Origin of the sequence: Tardiphaga sp. 839_C3_N1_4 (genome assembly GCF_051811045.1) — a bacterium.
Classification (GTDB): Bacteria; Pseudomonadota; Alphaproteobacteria; order Rhizobiales; family Xanthobacteraceae; genus Tardiphaga.
The window spans coordinates 1,315,598-1,334,001 of record NZ_JBPWQD010000001.1 but is presented as its reverse complement, the minus strand read 5'-3'; the positions used below and the strand labels follow the sequence as shown (position 1 = coordinate 1,334,001).

Annotated in this window: 18 protein-coding genes and 1 tRNA gene; 9 read left to right on the top strand and 10 right to left on the bottom strand. The window is 58.0% G+C overall.

Features of this window, described 5'->3' with window-relative positions:
• Window positions 1-147: 147 nt before the first annotated feature.
• From AB8A38_RS06715 to AB8A38_RS06695, 5 genes are all read left to right on the top strand, one after another.
• Entirely contained in the window at window positions 148-783 is a 636-nt protein-coding gene (locus AB8A38_RS06715) for an ATP-dependent Clp protease proteolytic subunit (RefSeq protein ID WP_089264576.1), read from the top strand.
• Between the two features lie 445 nt (window positions 784-1,228).
• Entirely contained in the window at window positions 1,229-2,503 is a 1,275-nt protein-coding gene (gene clpX, locus AB8A38_RS06710) for an ATP-dependent Clp protease ATP-binding subunit ClpX (protein WP_149530612.1), read from the top strand.
• 306 nt (window positions 2,504-2,809) lie between these two features.
• A complete protein-coding gene (gene lon, locus AB8A38_RS06705) occupies window positions 2,810-5,236 on the top strand; it encodes an endopeptidase La (protein WP_093758782.1) in 2,427 nt (808 codons plus the stop codon).
• A 96-nt stretch (window positions 5,237-5,332) separates the two neighbouring features.
• A complete protein-coding gene (locus AB8A38_RS06700) occupies window positions 5,333-5,749 on the top strand; it encodes a GFA family protein (RefSeq protein ID WP_439085457.1) in 417 nt (138 codons plus the stop codon).
• 65 nt (window positions 5,750-5,814) lie between these two features.
• Window positions 5,815-5,891, top strand: a tRNA-Val gene (locus AB8A38_RS06695).
• 68 nt (window positions 5,892-5,959) lie between these two features.
• Here AB8A38_RS06695 and AB8A38_RS06690 read toward each other — a convergent pair.
• Window positions 5,960-7,063 (bottom strand): integrase, encoded by a 1,104-nt coding sequence (locus AB8A38_RS06690; RefSeq protein WP_439085456.1) that lies wholly within the window; start codon window positions 7,061-7,063, stop codon window positions 5,960-5,962.
• A 233-nt stretch (window positions 7,064-7,296) separates the two neighbouring features.
• On the opposite strand from AB8A38_RS06690, the gene AB8A38_RS06685 reads away from it, so the two are divergent.
• From AB8A38_RS06685 to AB8A38_RS06670, 4 genes are all read left to right on the top strand, one after another.
• Entirely contained in the window at window positions 7,297-7,593 is a 297-nt protein-coding gene (locus tag AB8A38_RS06685) for a transcriptional regulator (protein ID WP_439085455.1), read from the top strand.
• Between the two features lie 138 nt (window positions 7,594-7,731).
• The gene (locus AB8A38_RS06680; protein ID WP_439085454.1) at window positions 7,732-7,977 is read left to right on the top strand and encodes a hypothetical protein; all 246 of its coding nucleotides are present in this window, start codon (window positions 7,732-7,734) and stop codon (window positions 7,975-7,977) included.
• A 584-nt stretch (window positions 7,978-8,561) separates the two neighbouring features.
• Window positions 8,562-8,762, top strand: a complete 201-nt coding sequence (locus AB8A38_RS06675; RefSeq protein WP_439085453.1) for a hypothetical protein — start codon at window positions 8,562-8,564, stop codon at window positions 8,760-8,762.
• Window positions 8,762-9,544: an MltR family transcriptional regulator gene (locus AB8A38_RS06670; RefSeq protein ID WP_439085452.1), complete on the top strand. Its 783-nt coding sequence runs from the start codon at window positions 8,762-8,764 to the stop codon at window positions 9,542-9,544. The genes AB8A38_RS06675 and AB8A38_RS06670 overlap by 1 nt, the downstream gene beginning before the upstream one ends.
• Before the next feature lie 329 nt (window positions 9,545-9,873).
• Here the strand turns inward: AB8A38_RS06670 and AB8A38_RS06665 are convergent, their stop codons facing one another.
• The 9 genes from AB8A38_RS06665 to AB8A38_RS06625 all read right to left on the bottom strand — a co-directional run bounded on the left by AB8A38_RS06665 (window position 9,874) and on the right by AB8A38_RS06625 (window position 18,376).
• On the bottom strand, window positions 9,874-10,200 hold the full coding sequence (locus AB8A38_RS06665) for a P27 family phage terminase small subunit (protein ID WP_439085451.1): 327 nt from the start codon (window positions 10,198-10,200) through the stop codon (window positions 9,874-9,876).
• Window positions 10,201-10,705: 505 nt separating this feature from the next.
• Window positions 10,706-11,845 (bottom strand): phage major capsid protein, encoded by a 1,140-nt coding sequence (locus AB8A38_RS06660; RefSeq protein ID WP_439085450.1) that lies wholly within the window; start codon window positions 11,843-11,845, stop codon window positions 10,706-10,708.
• A 13-nt stretch (window positions 11,846-11,858) separates the two neighbouring features.
• Complete coding sequence (locus AB8A38_RS06655; RefSeq protein WP_439085449.1) at window positions 11,859-12,428, bottom strand: HK97 family phage prohead protease; 570 nt, start codon at window positions 12,426-12,428, stop codon at window positions 11,859-11,861.
• Window positions 12,391-12,882 (bottom strand): hypothetical protein, encoded by a 492-nt coding sequence (locus AB8A38_RS06650; protein WP_439085448.1) that lies wholly within the window; start codon window positions 12,880-12,882, stop codon window positions 12,391-12,393. Before AB8A38_RS06650 ends, AB8A38_RS06655 begins: the two co-directional genes overlap by 38 nt.
• A 122-nt stretch (window positions 12,883-13,004) precedes the next feature.
• A complete protein-coding gene (locus AB8A38_RS06645) occupies window positions 13,005-14,024 on the bottom strand; it encodes a hypothetical protein (RefSeq protein WP_439085447.1) in 1,020 nt (339 codons plus the stop codon).
• Between the two features lie 533 nt (window positions 14,025-14,557).
• The gene (locus AB8A38_RS06640; protein ID WP_439085446.1) at window positions 14,558-16,069 is read right to left on the bottom strand and encodes an AAA family ATPase; all 1,512 of its coding nucleotides are present in this window, start codon (window positions 16,067-16,069) and stop codon (window positions 14,558-14,560) included.
• 690 nt (window positions 16,070-16,759) lie between these two features.
• The gene (locus tag AB8A38_RS06635; protein WP_315841841.1) at window positions 16,760-16,945 is read right to left on the bottom strand and encodes a hypothetical protein; all 186 of its coding nucleotides are present in this window, start codon (window positions 16,943-16,945) and stop codon (window positions 16,760-16,762) included.
• Window positions 16,945-17,559 carry an acyl-homoserine-lactone synthase gene (locus AB8A38_RS06630; RefSeq protein WP_439085445.1) on the bottom strand — a complete coding sequence of 205 codons (615 nt, stop codon included), beginning with the start codon at window positions 17,557-17,559 and terminating at the stop codon, window positions 16,945-16,947. The genes AB8A38_RS06635 and AB8A38_RS06630 overlap by 1 nt, the downstream gene beginning before the upstream one ends.
• A gap of 82 nt (window positions 17,560-17,641) precedes the next feature.
• Window positions 17,642-18,376: a LuxR family transcriptional regulator gene (locus AB8A38_RS06625; RefSeq protein WP_439085444.1), complete on the bottom strand. Its 735-nt coding sequence runs from the start codon at window positions 18,374-18,376 to the stop codon at window positions 17,642-17,644.
• Window positions 18,377-18,404: the final 28 nt, after the last annotated feature.

Sequence of the window (18,404 nt, the reverse complement as noted above, 5' to 3'; positions counted from 1 at the left end):
GTGGTCTTGTTGCCGCTCGATTGGTCCATATCTGTGGGCTCTGTTTGTTGTTCCTGCATCACGGGACGTTCGTCCTCTCCCGGCAAACCGTAACCGGTTCCAGTCTTGCCGATGGACGTGTGTCTCCTCCAACCTTTCGGGTGATCAATGCGCGATCCGGTAGAAACCTACATGAACCTCGTCCCGATGGTGGTCGAACAGACCAACCGCGGTGAACGGGCTTACGATATCTTTTCGCGCCTTCTGAAGGAGCGCATCATCTTCGTGACCGGTCCGGTCGAAGATGGCATGTCGACGCTGACCGTTGCCCAGCTTCTGTTTCTCGAAGCCGAGAATCCGAAGAAGGAAATCTCGATGTACATCAACTCGCCTGGTGGCGTGGTGACGTCGGGTCTGGCGATCTACGACACGATGCAGTTCATCCGTCCGCCGGTGTCGACGCTGTGCGTCGGTCAGGCCGCGTCGATGGGCTCGCTGTTGCTGACGGCTGGCGCAAAGGACATGCGCTTCGCGCTGCCGAACGCCCGCATCATGGTTCATCAGCCGTCAGGCGGCTTCCAGGGCCAAGCAACGGACATCCTGATCCATGCCAAGGAAGTCGAGAGCCTGAAGCGCCGGCTCAACGAGATCTATGTGAAGCACACGGGACGTGCTTACGAGGACATTCACAACGCGCTCGAGCGCGATAACTTCATGACCGCGGATCAGGCGAAGGATTTCGGGCTGATCGACAAGGTCATCGACAAGCGCGCTGAAGAATCGACCCCGGCGAAGCCGGCCTAAACGACGCCGTTTCGGCGAACATATCGAGACCGAGACAGACGGCGCCCGCGCGCCGCCTGTCCCAAGGCAGCCATATCGATCAAGTTATTCCCGAATTGGTACTATGTGCCGACGCCAGCAGACGCGAGAGTTCCGCTTTCGTGCTGGTCGGGTGGTGTCATTCACGCAACGTTCCCCAATTTTCGGGGTTCTCCCGCGCAAATGCCGCAAATCACGCTATTGTCACGCTCCAGGCGATGGAGCCGATTAGCGAATTCTTGATCATCGGCTGTCAGCATGGTTCGCTGATGCGGATCGGTTAGTATCGCGGGGATTCGAGTGAGCCGTGATTCGAGCGGCATTCTGGAACGAGGTCTTTTTTGGTACGGATTTTGCTCTATCTACGGGATATGTCCCGTAACTGGGCGACCGGCAGACAAAGATCGAACGGCGGACGGAGATAGGAATGAGTAAGGTCGGTACCAGCGACTCCAAGAACACGCTGTATTGTTCGTTCTGCGGCAAGAGCCAGCACGAAGTTCGCAAACTGATCGCGGGTCCTACCGTCTTCATCTGCGACGAATGCGTTGAACTCTGCATGGACATCATCCGCGAGGAGAACAAGTCCTCGCTGGTCAAGTCGCGCGACGGCATTCCGACGCCGAAGGAAATCTGCAAGGTGCTCGATGACTACGTCATCGGTCAGTTCCATGCGAAGAAGGTTCTCTCGGTCGCGGTGCATAACCACTACAAGCGCCTCAACCACCAGACCAAGCACAACGACGTCGAACTCGCGAAGTCGAACATCCTGCTGATCGGTCCCACTGGTTCGGGCAAGACGCTGCTCGCGCAGACGCTCGCCCGCATTCTGGATGTGCCGTTCACGATGGCCGATGCGACGACGCTGACCGAAGCCGGTTATGTCGGTGAGGACGTCGAGAACATCATCCTCAAGCTGCTGCAGGCAGCCGACTACAATGTCGAGCGTGCGCAGCGTGGCATCGTCTATATCGACGAAATCGACAAGATCTCGCGCAAGTCGGATAATCCGTCGATAACCCGTGACGTGTCGGGTGAGGGCGTGCAGCAGGCTCTGCTGAAGATCATGGAAGGCACCGTTGCCTCCGTGCCTCCGCAGGGTGGCCGCAAGCATCCGCAGCAGGAATTCCTGCAGGTGGATACGACGAACATCCTGTTCATCTGCGGCGGTGCGTTCTCGGGCCTTGAGAAGATCATTTCGTCGCGCGGACGGACCACCTCGATCGGCTTCGCAGCGCAGGTTCTGGCACCCGAAGATCGCCGCACCGGTGAGATCTTCCGCCATGTCGAGCCGGAAGATCTGCTGAAGTACGGCCTGATCCCCGAATTCGTCGGCCGTCTGCCAGTGGTCGCGACACTCGAGGATCTCGACGAGACCTCGCTGAAGAAGATCCTGGTCGAGCCGAAGAACGCGCTGGTCAAGCAGTACCAGCGCCTGTTCGAGATGGAGAACATCGAGCTGACCTTCGCCGACGAGGCGTTGGGCGCGGTCGCCCGCCGGGCCATCGAGCGCAAGACCGGTGCACGTGGGCTGCGGTCAATCCTGGAGAGCATCCTGCTCGAAACCATGTTCGATCTGCCTGGTCTGGAAGGTGTCGAGGAAGTCGTCATCTCCAAGGAGGTTGTGGATGGGACGGCTCGCCCGCTCTATATCTACGCCGACCGTTCGGATCGGACCGCCGAGAGCAGCGCAAGCGCCTGATAGGGCGGCTTTCGGGCCCATCGACTTAAGTTCAATAGGCGGCTGCCGGTGATCGGCAGCCGCCTATTTTATTGCTGCTACGCTCTGTAAACCGCCCTTGTTCATGCGTATTTCCGCGACTTGACACCCCCCCGGGCCATAGCCACCTAATGCTCTCGGCGAACACAAAATCTCCCTCAAGATTCGCCATAACGATCCGGACACGTAGAGCCTGAGACGGCCGAGCAAAGACGGAAAATCGGCACCTTGTGCGGTTGCGCCATCGGGCGGACTGCTTGCAAGGGGGCACAGCAAAAGGAATGGGCCATGACTGCCTCCAAACCCCGGCCAACCATTGTTCACGGCGAAAGCCACTCCTATCCGGTGTTGCCGCTGCGCGACATCGTCGTCTTCCCGCACATGATCGTGCCTCTCTTCGTCGGCCGCGAGAAATCGATCCGCGCGCTCGAAGAGGTGATGAAGAACGATGCGCTCATCATGCTCGCCACGCAGAAGAATGCGTCGGACGATGATCCATCGCCGGACTCGATTTACGAGATCGGTACGCTTGCCAGCGTGCTGCAGCTTTTGAAGCTTCCCGACGGCACCGTGAAGGTGCTGGTGGAAGGGCTCGAGCGCGCCAAGGTCGAGAAGTATTCAGATCGCACCGAATATTACGAAGCGACCGCTGTCGCGCTGGCCGATACCGATGCCAAGAGCGTCGAGGCGGAAGCGCTGTCGCGTTCGGTTGTCTCGGACTTCGAGAGCTATGTGAAGCTCAACAAGAAGATCTCCGCCGAAGTCGTCGGCGTCGTGCAGGCGATCACTGACTTCGCCAAGCTCGGCGATACGGTCGCGTCGCATCTCGCCGTCAAGATCGCGGATCGCCAGGGAATCCTGGAAACGCTGTCCGTCACCGCGCGCCTGGAGAAGGTGCTCGGCCTGATGGAGAGCGAGATCTCGGTGCTGCAGGTCGAGAAGCGCATCCGCTCGCGCGTCAAGCGCCAGATGGAGAAGACCCAGCGCGAGTACTATCTCAACGAACAGATGAAGGCGATCCAGAAGGAGCTCGGCGACGACGAAGGTCGTGACGAGCTGGCCGACATCGAAGAGAAGATCGCCAAGACCAAGCTGTCGAAGGAAGCCCGCGAGAAGGCGCAGCATGAGCTGAAGAAGCTGCGTCAGATGTCGCCGATGTCCGCGGAAGCGACCGTAGTGCGCAACTATCTCGATTGGCTGCTGTCGATTCCGTGGGGCAAGAAGTCCAAGGTCAAGAAGGACCTCGCCGCGGCGCAGGCCGTGCTGGACGACGATCACTACGGGCTCGAGAAGGTCAAGGACCGCATCGTCGAGTACCTCGCGGTGCAGACGCGCGCCAACAAGCTGAGCGGGCCGATCCTGTGCCTCGTCGGACCTCCCGGCGTCGGCAAGACCTCGCTCGGCAAGTCGATCGCGAAGGCGACCGGACGTGAGTTCGTGCGCGTGTCGCTCGGCGGCGTGCGCGACGAGGCGGAGATCCGCGGACATCGCCGGACCTATATCGGTTCGATGCCCGGCAAGATCATCCAGTCGATGCGCAAGGCCAAGACGACGAATCCGCTCTTCCTGCTGGACGAGATCGACAAGATGGGCGCCGACTTCCGCGGCGATCCGTCGTCGGCTCTGCTTGAGGTCCTCGACCCCGAGCAGAACGGCACCTTTGCCGATCACTATCTGGAGGTCGACTACGATCTGTCGAACGTGATGTTCATCACCACGGCGAACACCCTGAATATTCCGGGCCCGCTGATGGATCGTATGGAGATCATCCGGATCGCCGGCTACACGGAGAACGAGAAGGTCGAGATCGCCCGCAAGCATCTCATTCCGATCGCGCTCTCCAAGCACGGTCTGGATGCCAAGGAATGGTCGATCGACGACGACGCCTTGCTCTTGATGATCCGCCGCTACACCCGCGAAGCGGGCGTGCGTAATCTGGAGCGCGAGCTCTCCACACTGGCCCGCAAGGCCGTGAAGGAGCTGATGCTCTCGAAGAAGAAGGTGGTGAAGGTCACCGAGAAGAATCTCGAAGAGTTCCTGGGCGTGCCCAAGTATCGCTACGGCGAGATCGAGAGCGACGATCAGGTCGGTGTCGTTACCGGTCTGGCATGGACGGATGTCGGTGGTGAATTGCTCACCATTGAAGGCGTCATGATGCCCGGCAAGGGCCGCATGACCGTCACCGGCAACCTGCGTGACGTGATGAAGGAATCGATCTCGGCGGCGGCATCCTACGTCCGCTCGCGCGCGATCAACTTCGGGATTGAGCCGCCGCTGTTCGAGCGGCGCGACATCCACGTCCACGTGCCCGAGGGTGCAACGCCGAAGGACGGTCCGTCCGCAGGCGTGGCGATGGCGACGACGATCGTGTCCGTGCTCACGGGCATTCCGATCCGGCACGATGTCGCCATGACCGGCGAGATCACGCTGCGCGGCAGGATCCTGCCGATCGGTGGTCTGAAGGAGAAGCTGTTGGCAGCGGCCCGCGGCGGCATCAAGACGGTGCTGATCCCCGAGGACAATGCCAAGGATCTCACCGAGATCTCCGACGCCATCAAGGGCGGGCTGAACATCATCCCGGTCGCCCGGATGGACGAGGTGATCGCCAACGCCCTGGTGCGGGCGCCCAAGGCGATCGTCTGGGAAGAGGACACCAAGCTGCCGGTGAAGGCCGACGGCGCAGAAGAGGCCGGCAGCGGCCTGACGGCCCACTAAGGCTGATATCCTCGACAACAATCAGCGGCGCCCTTCGGGGCGCCGTTTTTTGTGGCAAGATCGTAGTTGCTTGGAGATCGTTCGGGGGACGGCACGATGCAGATCGACGGCCAATGCCACTGCGGTTTCATCAGCTATCGCGCGACAATCGATCCGCAGCGGGTGTCGATCTGCCATTGCACGGATTGCCAGGCCATGACCGGCTCGCCCTATCGCGTCACAGTGCTGACACCGGCCGACACGGTCGAGATGACGGGCGGTGCACCGAAGGTCTATGTCAAGCGCGGCGACAACGGTCTCAACCGGCTGCAACATTTTTGCGGTGAATGCGGCTCGCCGATATTCGCCAGTGGCGAGGCGACTGAGGATAACGAGTGGGGCATTCGCTGGGGCAGTATCCGCCAGCGCGCCGAGCTGCCGCCACGACGTCAGATCTGGTGCCGGTCAGCCGCGCCCTGGATTCATGATCTTGCGGAACTGCCAGCGCGGCCAAGGGGATCGAACGATCCATAGGGGCGAGATGATCCACGCAGAACGCCTTGCCGCGGGGAAGTCCCGGCGTTAAAGAGAGGCCGTGAGGGCGGCTAGCTCAGCTGGTTAGAGCATCTCGTTTACACCGAGAGGGTCGGGAGTTCGAATCTCTCGCCGCCTACCAACTATTTCAATACCTTAGCGAAAGCGTATCGAAGCGACGGCAACGATACCGGCAACGATACGCTTTGATTAGGCCGTTTTCCTTCTCTTAGAAAATGCGTCGGCCACGGTGGATTGGTGGTCGGGGTGATGATGGCCGTAAACACTTTCCAGCGTTTTCTGCGACATTCCGAGATAGCCGGCGGCTTCGAACTTGTCCGCTCCGCGCTGCATGAGCCATGTAGCCGACGTATGCCGAAACGTGTGCCTGACGAAGCCTTCATTATCGTCAGGGAATACCGACCTGACCAGCTTCGCAAATGCCTTCTTCGAATCGGCAGGCCGTCCCTGATACTCGCAGACATACGTTGCACCCATGCGCCGCCACCGTCGCAAGTGTGCCAGCAACCGAGGCGGGATGCGTTGGACAGGCGCCCGCTTGTTCTTGGGGACATTCTCGCCTTCCCAAGTGCGGTACCAAAGCCCGTTCACAACATCAACGTAGGGGTACCCCTCCTTTTTAATGAACGATGATCGCCAGATACGGGCTGCCCGGCTACCCGTGTACGTGGCGCAGATGATATAGCGGGCAACGTGTCTCAACGTTCGCCTTCCTGTGGATTTACCCTTGTAGACGCCCGTAGCCCGATGGGCTGCCCATAAGAGCTTGGCTAATGTTGCCGGTTCGAAGAACGCTGTGCGACGCGCTGGCGGCGGCGGGATCGTAACCTTGATGCTGTGCCGGCAAATTCCGTCAGCCACAGCCATGTTAACGGCCGAACGCAGGTCCTCAAGCTCTCGGCGCGCCGCTGACTCCGATCTTCGTGACTTTACGTATTCGTTGCAGGTTGCGGTCGTGATCTCCGCCAGCGAGCGCTCGCCCCAATGGTCAAGAAGCACATTCAGCCGCTGTTTCAGCGCCATCGAACGCGCGACTGTGTTTTGCTTCGCCGTGTAATACGTTGCGACGACCTCGGCGATATAGACCTCTTCTGCGGCCCGCTGCTTCGTCTTAGGCGCTGTCAGTGTCTGCTGGGTAAGGTAGTCGTGGAGCGCTCGGTTGGCCTCCGCAACAGCGCTCTTGCCGCATCCAGTTGCGATTTGCCTTCCCCTATGAAGGATGACCCAAGTGGCTTCGCGGTCAGCGCTCTTTGGCCGGAGCCAAAGTCGGGCTGGCTTGGCTTGACGCGGCATTTCTCTTTCATCCCCTCAATGTGGCGCAACGTCGTGAAATCCGCATTGCGCAATCGCGTAATCACCAAATTCCCGCGTTTGGCTTCGGACCGAAGTGTGTTGACGGTCACGCCGCCATGCGGGAATGCGTAGCGGACAGCGTCTGCAAGCCGTAAAGGGTCATCTGGCCCAACGTTGTCATTAGAGGCCGTCAACGTGATCGGAATAAACTGGATTTTGTCTAAAGAGTCCACTTGAACCTTTTGGTCACAGCTTGTTTTTTCTGCTTGGTTCTTGCAAGCTTGGGGCAAATGCCGATCTCCCCCGCACAATCCCGCGCTGCACGCGGTCTGTTAAACTGGACGCTGGCCGACATAGCCCAAGCGGCGTCCCTTGGACTTTCGACCGTCAAAAATTTTGAAAGCGGGCTGCGGGCTACAACACCGGCGAACCTGAACACCATTTATCGGGCTTATGTTGATGCCGGAGTCGAATTTATCGCCGCCCGGAACGGCAAAGGCGTCGGCGTGCGGCTTGCGGCCGATATCTAACGCCGTTGCCAGGCGCGGAATACTCGCCGCGATCTGCCCTTATCCCACTTGTAACAGTTGCAATTCGATCTACTTTAACGCGGGGTCGCACCAACTTAACCGTTGCGGTAGACGGCCAGATAAGCGGGAGGAATGTGAATGGCGAATCCATGGGAGTTCTTGGATGGCTGGGCGCGAGAGAACGTTCACGCGACTGTCTTTGATGACAAAGGCACAGCCGACCAACTCGCGTTCCAATGCCGGGAGGCAGCGAAAGCCGCTGGCATCCACGAAGCCAGTGTCGTCAAAGCGGCAGGCGGAAACCTAGAGAGCTTCATGCTCGACAGACTGAACGAAGCCGTGAATGCCGAGGTTGAACGTTTGGTTGCCAAGGATAAATCTTAAGCGCTGCGCCGCGATGTCGTAGAGGCGGCGCCTATTGTCGAGAGCGGCATGACCAGCAGCACGTATGAAGCCCTTGTCTGTGAATGCGGCCATAAAGGACGGCTGCGTTGCCGGGAGAACGACGCCCCTTTCAGCCGTCCTTGGGAGGAATATAGTTTCGAAGGGTTCGATGGTGGCACGGAAACCTTCGCTCCATATTGCAAGGATACGAAAGCGCTTTTGGTGAACCTGTCCCCCAAATGCCCGCAATGCGGCCAGACCGGGAAAGTTAAATACGCTTAAGACCGGACAATCCGTCTACGCCACCTGTTGCCGTGCTGCGCTTCGCGCCAGACGAGAGAGAGCCGACATTGTTCTACGTTTCTCATATGACTCCAATTAAACGGGCGCGCATCCACAAAGGATCGTGTCCCCACTGCCGCGATGGCCAAGGGCAAGAGAACCAAGAACGGACCAATTCGGGACATACCGGTTGGTCGAAGCCGCTGGCGACGTTTGAGGACGCAGTGGCGTATATGGCAGACGCATTTCCGAACTTCGACGACACGGGAAGATGCGGTCACTGCAAACCGGGGATTGCCTGAATGACTTTCACAATTGGATACGGCCAACGAAACAAGAAAGAGGTTTCAACGGCGATGCGGGAAACAGCGGTCGAAGCGCTTAAACTCGCGGATGACCTTCAACGAAGCGACGAAGAGATCAAATTTATCGATACGCCGAGGGACGGACGGTGCGGCATGGAAATGCTTCGCGTCTTGGCCAAAGAGGAAGCGGCGAAGTAATGCCCCGAAGTGGCTTGGGCAGCGGTGGCGCCGACGAATACCCGAAGGACAGCGTCTTCGGTGATTTGAACCGCCTGAACAGAATGCTGGACACTTTAGACGACCGTGGGCTTGTGCTTTCTCTGGCTGCATTTGCGGAAGGCGCCCTTGGCAATCTCATCGGCGCGTTCTTGATCCCCGGCGATGCCGCAAAGCAATTGCTTGAAGGTTTCAACGCCCCCCTCGGCACCTTCTCCGCGCGCATCAAGATGGCGTTCTCGCTTGGCTTGATAACGGCCAGCCAACACGCCGATCTGGACCGACTACGAAAAATTCGAAATGCGTTTGCTCATTCTTGGGAACCGTTGTCCTTCGCCGATCAAACCGTTGCCGCACATATAACCGCTATCGGCTTTAGCAATTTAAGCGACCGCTTTCCGGCTTCGCACCATGAGAAGCTCCGTAATTCACTGTCGTCGTTGCTGCTAGAACTCCAAGTCATTGCAGAACAAATTAAGAAGCACAGCCGTCAAGCGAAGCTAATCGGACACCATCTTGTCGCGGGACCTAGTACGGGCACTTCAGCCGGTGAATACGTGCAGGCTTTCAGAAATCGGTTCGCCGAAGTGGTAGAAGAGTTGAAAACGGCGTCCGGCGAACAGCGCCGCTTTATGTTGCATATGCTGGACACATGGGACGCAAGATTAGAGATCGTCCGCAGAGAAGCGCCCGTCGAACAGCGGAACGAAATCAAACAACTACAGGAAGCCATGAGGGCATGGCGTCTGTTACAAGAGAAATAACTACCGGTCTTGAAGCATGTCCCCGCGCAGGCACGCTATCATTCAGCAAGCTTGTAAACATCCACTTCGGGAAAAAATCTGTACAGTTCACGGGCGCAAGCCGGAAGCATGTTGCAGTCGAAATGACTACCCAAAGTCTTTCTGGCGAGGCCGCGCCATACCTTCCGCCCATTCAAACGCGTCATGGTCCCCATACCGCTCCCAAAGCTCGCGTAATTGCCGTTCGGTCAAGAATTCGACAAAGCCGCAATGATTCTCTCCGCGCAACCATGCTTCTTGGTCGTCGTCTAACACCGCACGTCGCTTGTCGGCTCTCTTCCTTACAGGCATCAGCGGTTCGCCCTAAGCGCTGGGGGGCGTGTTTCGGAAGGCGGCGACACGTCCAAGCCAAGTTCACGCACTATGCGCGCAAAACCGGTTCGCGAGTCCCGTTCAATTGCAACCTCCGGTCTCGCGCGTGGCGCGTCGAAGCGGTCCGTGTAGGTCATACCGTGCTGCGCGATGGCTTCACGCGCTTGGGTACAGCGGTCCCAAGCCTCGCTGGCGAGCGCCAGCAGCTTCAAGTGATGGCTGTCTAGGTCGTAGTCGGCGACCACGGACGCGAACCACTTGGCTGTTTCAGGCCGCAGATGGGCCGGTGGCTTTGTGACTGTCATTGAAATTCCGAAAATCTAAATCGAACCGGGGTTGGACGCGTGTGATTTTTACTCCCCGCCGGCTATTGGTCTCAAACTTGGGAGGATGTAATGCCCCCCACCTGGGCGGCTTACTGTTCCCAAAAATACCAAAGGATTGCGGCAGTCGTGGGCATTACAAGAATAGTCGTCCATAGTCGTTGCACGACGTAGTTTTCCGTCTGTTTATCTTTCGGAAATACGTCCCAAGACATCCACTCCCAAAGACCGACGCGTTTGGACGGCCTCAAGCCCCGCCACCGAAGCGAGAGGTGAGTAATTACGATCGAGATGGAGAGAACAAGAATTGGAAATAAAAATCCCTTTGGCACGATGACGTCCCCAAATCAGACTTTGATCGCAAAACCTGTTACTTCGCTATCACGTAACGGTGGCCGTCGCTATGGCGGACGCACGGCAACGGCGGGACGCCCGTTGCCGTGCTGAACGGGCGCCTTAACCCAAAGAAAGACGCCCGTCATAGTCGTTACGGTTTGATCTTCAGCAGCTTGATCGCGTCAAAATCCGCCACGCCGCCGCCAACACGGCGATACGCATAGAAGAGAACATTCGGTTTGGACGAATAGGGATCGCGTAGGAATCTATTCCCTTCCTTCTCGGCGATCACATATCCGGCCTGAAAGTTTCCAAAGGCAATTGGCAGCGCGTTGGCCGCAATGCTCGGCATGTCTTCGGCGAAGTAGACAGGCTTACCGAGCAATGTAGGTGGCAAGCCAAGAGCCGCGCTTTCCCGCCAGATATAACGACCGTTTCCGTCCTTAAGCGAGTCGAGAACACTGGCCGTCGCCGAGGACATGACGAACGCGGCGTTTGTCCGATGCGGTCCGCGAAGCGACCAGAAGAGGCTCTTCACATCGTCCACCGTCACCGTCCCCGAACCTGCCGTCACGACGTGCTGTAGCTTGCCGCGATCACGCGTGAAGTCAGCGGCGGGGTCGGTCGTGTAAGTGAGAAAGCCGCGCGGCTGGTTCAGGCCAGTGCCGGAGACAAAAGCGGTCCCTTCGGCGCGTGAAAACTTGTTGGCAACCCGCTCAATAACGAAGGACGCCATATCGAAGCGGCTGTCGTCCAGTAGGCGCTGAGTCACGGGCTGGGTCGAATAGATTTCGTTGACGGGAATATCGATCATGCCGAGTGATGGCGTAGTCAGGCCGGGACGATCCTGCTTTTCCGAAACCCACTGAGCGCCAGTGTCGCCGACCTGATAGGGCTCTTGATAGGAGTCGAAAGAGCCAACGTTGACCACACGGCTGATCTGACGGATCGGTGACTGGTCATAGAGTCGGCGAACAATGTCGGCGCTCAACTGCGGCGTAACTCCATAGCCACCGTCGGGATCGATATTCGCCGACATTTTGATTTCGACGTTGTGGCGGACGAAGTCGGCGAGCGCCTTCTTTTCTGCGACAAGCGGGTGGTTATTGTCATTCGCAGCGGCGGTCTTGAACGCGATGTTGTCGTTTACGGCTGCGGGTCGTCGCGACTTGGCTTCTATTTTATCGATGCGATCAGCCATCGATTTGAGCGCGGTTGCGGTTGTTTCGGTAAGGGTGTCGAGAGCGTCAGAGACGCCGAAGTCCGTATCTTCAATTGCCTGCAATGGCATAAAGTGATGTTCCTTAAATGACGGAATCTGCGATCAGCCGCGATGCGGCCATGATCTCTTGAGTAAGCGTGCTGCGGTCGGGCGATTTGACCGACACAAATTGCGCGTGGGGATTGACCGGGATCGCCACCACGCTGACTTCTAATAGTTTCACGGCCTTGAGCACGCGGCCGCGCTTGCCGTTCGGTGACGACGCATCGATCATGTAGCCAATTGATAGTGACAGGCCGCCGAGTTTCAGAAGCGCGTAAGCGTCACGCCCCTTTTCAACGTCGAGGGCTAATTGGCCTTCAATTCGGAGTCCTTTCTTGTCTTCCTGCATCTGTGTGATAGCGCCACAGGGCATGCCGGGATCATGTGACCACAGCAGAGCGGGTGCCGTGCCATCGGCGCGGTGTTGCGCAATGGTTGCCTTGAATGCGCCGGGTGAAACGATGTCACCATAGGAGTCCGGTGGCCCGCCGAACGTAGACGCGTATGCGACAAACTGGCCGGCATCGGTCGAATTCGAAAACTTGACCGCTAGGGGAAGAGAGAAGCGGCTGTTAGGCAACGGCAGTGCCCAACGATAGATACGCAACAATGTCGAACAATGTTGAGCCGGCAAGTATCGAATATCGATGCGTGCCGCTGTCGTCCCAGCCGTCGCGACAATACAGCTTTTCGAAATCGCCTTCTTGACACTTGGTATGGATGCGCACGGCTGGAACGCTCGTGAAGACCTCGATGCGCGACCAATACGCATAGACCGACAGCGGTCGGCGCTCTTTGCGAACGAAGACTTCGATCATGGACTCGATCAAGTCGCCGACAAGGTTTCCGTCGTCGTCTGGCAGATGATAATAATGTCGTGCGACAGACGTTGCGGTCTTTGGCGTCGCTTCGGCCGCGATGGCCAATAGCAAGTAGGCCAGCGGGTGTTCGATTTCATACCATGCACCGGATTTCATAAGCGAATGCGTGATTGCTGAAACGTCTTTTAGTGGAACGCCGGTGTTCAACGCGACAGCCGTTGTAACGTCGATGGCTGATTTCATTCGGCGGATACTTTCTTGGTCTGTAAAGGGACGAAATTGTCCTCTCAACTACCACCCACCACGGAAGACTTGGCATATATGCCACGGCAGGAAGCCCAACCGGGTCTCCTGCCGCTAGGCCGTTACGCTGCCAACGAAGTGGTACGACCTGTGCTTACGAAATCGCGATACCCATCGGTGGCACGCCTTGCTTTGATCGCTTGATGGGCAGCAATCAGTGCTTCCCACACAAGAATCGAGCCTTCGCCGGGTAGCTTGCGCCCGCGAGTTTCAGCGATCTGCTTGAAGGTCAGGTTGTGGCAGCAGGCGTCGATTAACGGCTGCCACAGTGGACCAACGGCGGCGCGGATGGCGTCCAGATCTTTTTGAGCGTCAATTCTACGTTCGGGAAGGAAATCGTCGTGCACGGCGTTGAATGGTGCGTCAACGATCGGCTTCTTTACCCTTCGAGCAAAGCCGTCGTGCCGTATCGCATCACGTTCGCCGTCCCGCGAAGTAGTCGGCCTGCGCTTGCCGCTTTTCAACACCTTGCCGTCGTATATCCTCTTTTTTCGGTCGAGGGTTCGATCATGCTCGTATGCGACTTCGCCGCTTGCAGTACGCTGCACACCGAAGTCAGGTGTTGATTCCTTGCCGGGACGGTGAATCGCGCCGGCCATCGGATCGCCATAGGCGATATCGTAACCGTCTCGAACAACACATGCCGTTGCTAGATATTCCAGCCTGCCGTCGCGCCTGATGTTTTCTTCGAGGTGCCACGGTTCCGTATGCTTGAATTTGGTGCGTGCATTATCGTTCGCGGCGACTGGCAATTCGGGCGGTGTCGCGTACATGGCGTCCAGTTGGGACTTATCGAAGCTGCTCCATGCCGCTGCGAGCTTTGCGCCATCCATTTCCTTGCGCCTTTTGTCGTCAACCAGACGCGGCAAGCTATCGCTTTCCTCCGTCTCGGGCATCGTCGCTGAGTCAAATACGTCGGCAAGCAGGTTGGCGTCCGTTTCGCGTTCCGTTGCCGCATCGTCCACCGTCCGGCCATATCGCTTTCGCAGAGCCGCGTTGCCCTTGATGCGGTGGCTATGATCGCCTTCGTGCAAGTCCGTGATGCCGTTGTCGTTGTCGAATCTCTGTTCGTAATCGTCCATGACTGTCCCTTCGTCGGGAACGTCGTTCCCGCGCGTTGTGTTGGTGCAGATAAAAAAATAGCCCGCATATATGCGGGCTGAATCGGTTCGTGCTGCGATGAATGGACGTGGCATTATTCAACTGACACGCGACGCGCTCGGTTGATCGTGATCTACTTAACCGATGACAGTGCGTGACGGCAACTCTGTCAGACTGAGTTCTGCGACGATCAGTCAAGTATCAGCAACCCGGCTTCTCCGCTACTTCACTACAGCGAATTGTGCGATGGTCAGATGCTTAACAAAGAGCCGGCGCTCTCGCCAGCGCGTTACAATGACTTCTCGTGTCGAAACGTTTACCGAAAGCTGGCCGGGCGCGCCACTTTGTTCACGTTATTTGTTCGGTTGGTGCCAATTTGGCGTGATCGATTGTAGGTTGCGAAACGTAGTTGTGCCGTGCGCTGCAGGTCAGAGCATTTCAAACTTGCGTGCGTTGGTGGGTAGTGTCCCCTAAAGGGGGGACACTACCACCGCCGCACGCGTGCGCCAGTGCGTTACTCTGCGTCAGTGTCTTCTGATACTGGCGCCGCAACTTCCAGATACGGCTTTTCGTGCCGTGTCTTGTCAGCGCGATGCACGATCCTGAAATGGCCGTCGCTAATTAACCGCTGAATGGTGCCATCCAGTCGGCGTTTGCCCGCGTTGTCGCGCAGTTCGATGCCCATGACCGCCGCGAAGACGAACCCCGCCCAATCGGCGGCAAGCCAATGCGCTTTGAACTGGCCGGCGGAAATGCGCCGCTTGATCTCGGCAAGCTGTTCGGCCGGTACGTCTGTGACAGCCTCGGAGGGCCAACGCCACGGCGTGGCAACGCCTACGCTATCTCCCGGAGTGTAGAAGTTGCCGCCGTTGCCCAGATCGACCGATACCAGCCGACGCCAATCGGCGTGTCCGGTACGTCGTGCCAGATTCGACTTACCGTTATTCACGCGGAAGTAGTCAAATCGGTCGTTCGCATCAATTCCGGCTTTCTCCGCTTCCTGCGCGGTCATGCCGTTTATCGTGTGTACGCTGCGCGCTTTGTCCTTGAGAGCACCGGCGCCACGACCGGACTCGGCGGTTACTTCGGCCCTGCCATCGCCGGCGCTCTTGTTGACGTGATGAACAAGCTCGACGGCGGCGTTGGTGGCGTTGGCGACACGCACCCATTGTTCTGCGACCTGTTGTATCTTGCCGTTGTCGTTCTCTTCAACGGCGTGGGTACTGATGAAGGGATCAAGGAAAAGAACGTCTATCTCCTTGTCGATCATTTCGTTGATTATCGCCGACACGACGGGTTCGACGATGGTCGTCCCTCTGCCGTCGTTTTTGAGAACGACAAACGATTGGTCACGGCCGGAATCGACAAGGAGCCTGTCGCCAAGCTCTTCGGGTTTAATGCCGAAGTGCTTCATGGCGGCGACGAGCTTGCGTTGCGTCTCTTCTAATGGGTCTTCCAGGTTGACTATCCAGACCCGTAACGGCTTCTCGGGTAGATGGCCGAGCAACGGCTTGCCCGTCGCCATCGCGAGGGCTTCGACTATCTTTACGGTCGATTTTCCAGAGCCGCCCGCGCCAAATGTCGTGGACATGTACTTGCGGTACAGGTGGCCACCATAGAGGCATTCCCGCTTTGGGATGGCCTTGGGGTCCACGTAGACGAACGGCGTAGCCTTGATGGTTGGGTTCTTGCTTGCGCCCTTAGCTTGATAGCGACGCGTAAGATTATCGCGACCGATGTTCGTTGCGCGACCGGCCGAAAACGACAGATGGATGTCACGCCAGTGATCTTCGCTGACGTTGCGTATCCGAAGGTGAAACTCCTGAACCCTCTTGGCTCGTTCGTAGTCCGAAACGTTATTACCGACAAGCGCTCCTAGCTCAAACGCCACCATGTGCGCATCCGCTAGGCTGTCACTGTGCGCCCATCCGGCGAAGACGTGCCGAAGCGCGGCTTCGCGCATTTCCGCCTTTGAAAGATTATCGTTGTCGTGGGTTTTGTCTTCGGGCTTTTTCTTGGCATTCATCAAGCAGCGACCTCGACACGAAGCAGTCCGGCAATGGTCGCGACTAGGCCAGCGACTGTTGCGGTGTTTGGCCGGAAGCCGACAAGGCGGCTGGCGTCATTTACGGCAACGGCCCACCTTTCGGACGCCCAAGAGTAATGCGCTTCAAGCTGGAACCACTCCGCGTCGGATAGGTCCATGATGGCCGTGGCGAGGTCGTCTAGTGCTTCGGCGGCTCGGAGGTTGCGCGGGTCACCGGGATATTTGGCGGCTATTGACCGGCGCCATGAAGCTGTCCGGCGCAGATGCGCAGACTGAGATTTCGTGCAGTCAGTTTTCTGATTCATTTGCTTTGTATTGGGAATGTCGGCAGCCGGCCGATGCGGGGAACAAGCCGTGCTTGGGACGGCGGTTCTACTCTCTATCCGCGAGGAACGGTTTCGCTTGCAGGCCCTCGTTCGTCGCTCGCTGTCATCAAGCGAGGCGCCGCCGTCTTGGTGGCAGACGAGCAAGAACGAACACGGCTCACGGCAACGGTTGGCAATGAATGCCCGTGAACAGACCGCGAAAAACTCAAACAAACTTCGGCAGAAAGTCGAAGAATATCAATGGCTCTCTAAACGATGCTCTCGTTTACACCGAGAGGGTCGGGAGTTCGAATCTCTCGCCGCCTACCACCTCCCTAAACCCCATGTCATCTGAGTGTTTCGCCTAGCGCGCCGCCAGCACCTTGGCGAGCTGAACGCCTTCGTTCAACAGCGCCATGCGCAGCAGATCATAGGTCGTCTCGGACCCGCATGCGTTTGCCAGCCGCAAAGCTTGCAGCATCGTGACAATTAGCTCGTCGGCGTCTTTGCCGCCCTGAATGACCTGGAACTGATTGGGGGACATCGGCATCAGGCGATCCGCCGGGAGGTCTGAGGCAACGCAAAGACACTGTCTTCGATGGCGACACTCTTGCTAACGCGGGCGAGACACTTTTCACTGACATGAAACAGCACGGCGATGGTGGCCTCGCCATCGATCATGGCTGGCAACCCCAGCGGCTCGATCTCCAGTCCGAAGCCCTGAAGAATCGGGATGCGCAAGGGATTGATGACCGAGGTGAAACCGGACAGGCCTTCCATCAGGCCATATTCCTGAATCGCGAGCAGCAGTTCGAAATAGTGATGGCTGCGGCGTTCGGATTTGCGCATGGCAAAGCGCGTCAGCTCCAGTACATCGCGGCGCTGGATCAGCGCGCCATCGACAAGCTGCGCAAAATGCTCGCTGAGCATGTGAGGCAATACGGTTGGATAGAGTCGGAAGCCGCCTGCGACAGTGCCTGCGTCATCGGCCGCGACCAGATAGACAGCAGCATCATCGTCATACTGGTCTTTCTCGTACTCGCCATCGACATCGAAGGCGGTCCAGCCGCGCTCTCCGACAAAGACCTCGTGCCGTAACCGAAACTGCTTGTCCAGGAGATCGCCGAACTGCCCAGCATTACCGCTGTGAATGACCTCGATCATAAAAAGCTCTCCACGCTCGTCTGCGTGGAGGGGTCTCATGATGAGTTTGGTCGCGATATTCCGTGGGCAGGGGATTGACAATTCAGAAAGCGATCAGTCCTTGTGTGATCGCTTCGGCCACGGCCTGCGCGCGCGTATGCGCATTCAACTTGTGCATGGCGGCGGTGACGGTCTTGTTCACCGTATCTTCGGAGATGCCGAGAATGACGCTCGTATCCCAGGCGGTCTTTCCGGCAGCGACCCAGCTGACGACCTCGCGCTCCCGCAAGGTGAGGGCGATCAACTTCGCACGCTGATGAGAGCGAAGCGTTGCAAAGCGATTGAACGCATACATGGTGACGAGTTCGATGGCGCCGTGCGCGTCCTCGGTGTCTTCGACTTCGTAGCCAGCGAGTGACAAGCCGGCCTGATAGCCGTTCATGCCATGCACCGGCGCGCAGAGGCCGAACTTCAATCCGTAATCGACGGACGCGATCTCCATGATGCTCCGTGATATCGGGCTGACCTCGTCGAGCCGGATGTCCGACCAGGTGAACAGCTCGGGTTGCCGGCGGATCCGCGGCGCAACGGGATCCGAGGCATAGAAATTGGACGCGCTATATTGTTCGGCCCATGCTTTGGGCCATACTTTCAACAGCACGCGATCTTCGAACGGTTGGTTGACGCCGGTCGAGGCCAGAAAGCAGATGTGATTGTAGCCGAACGATTTGGCCGTAGCGGCCACGATATCGCCAACCGCAGACATGGAGGCGGCATTGGCAATACTTTCGATGGCCGACAGTGCGGTCTGAAAATGCTTGCCTTTGAATGACCCCATGGCGCGCCTGCATATCAGCTGAAATGGA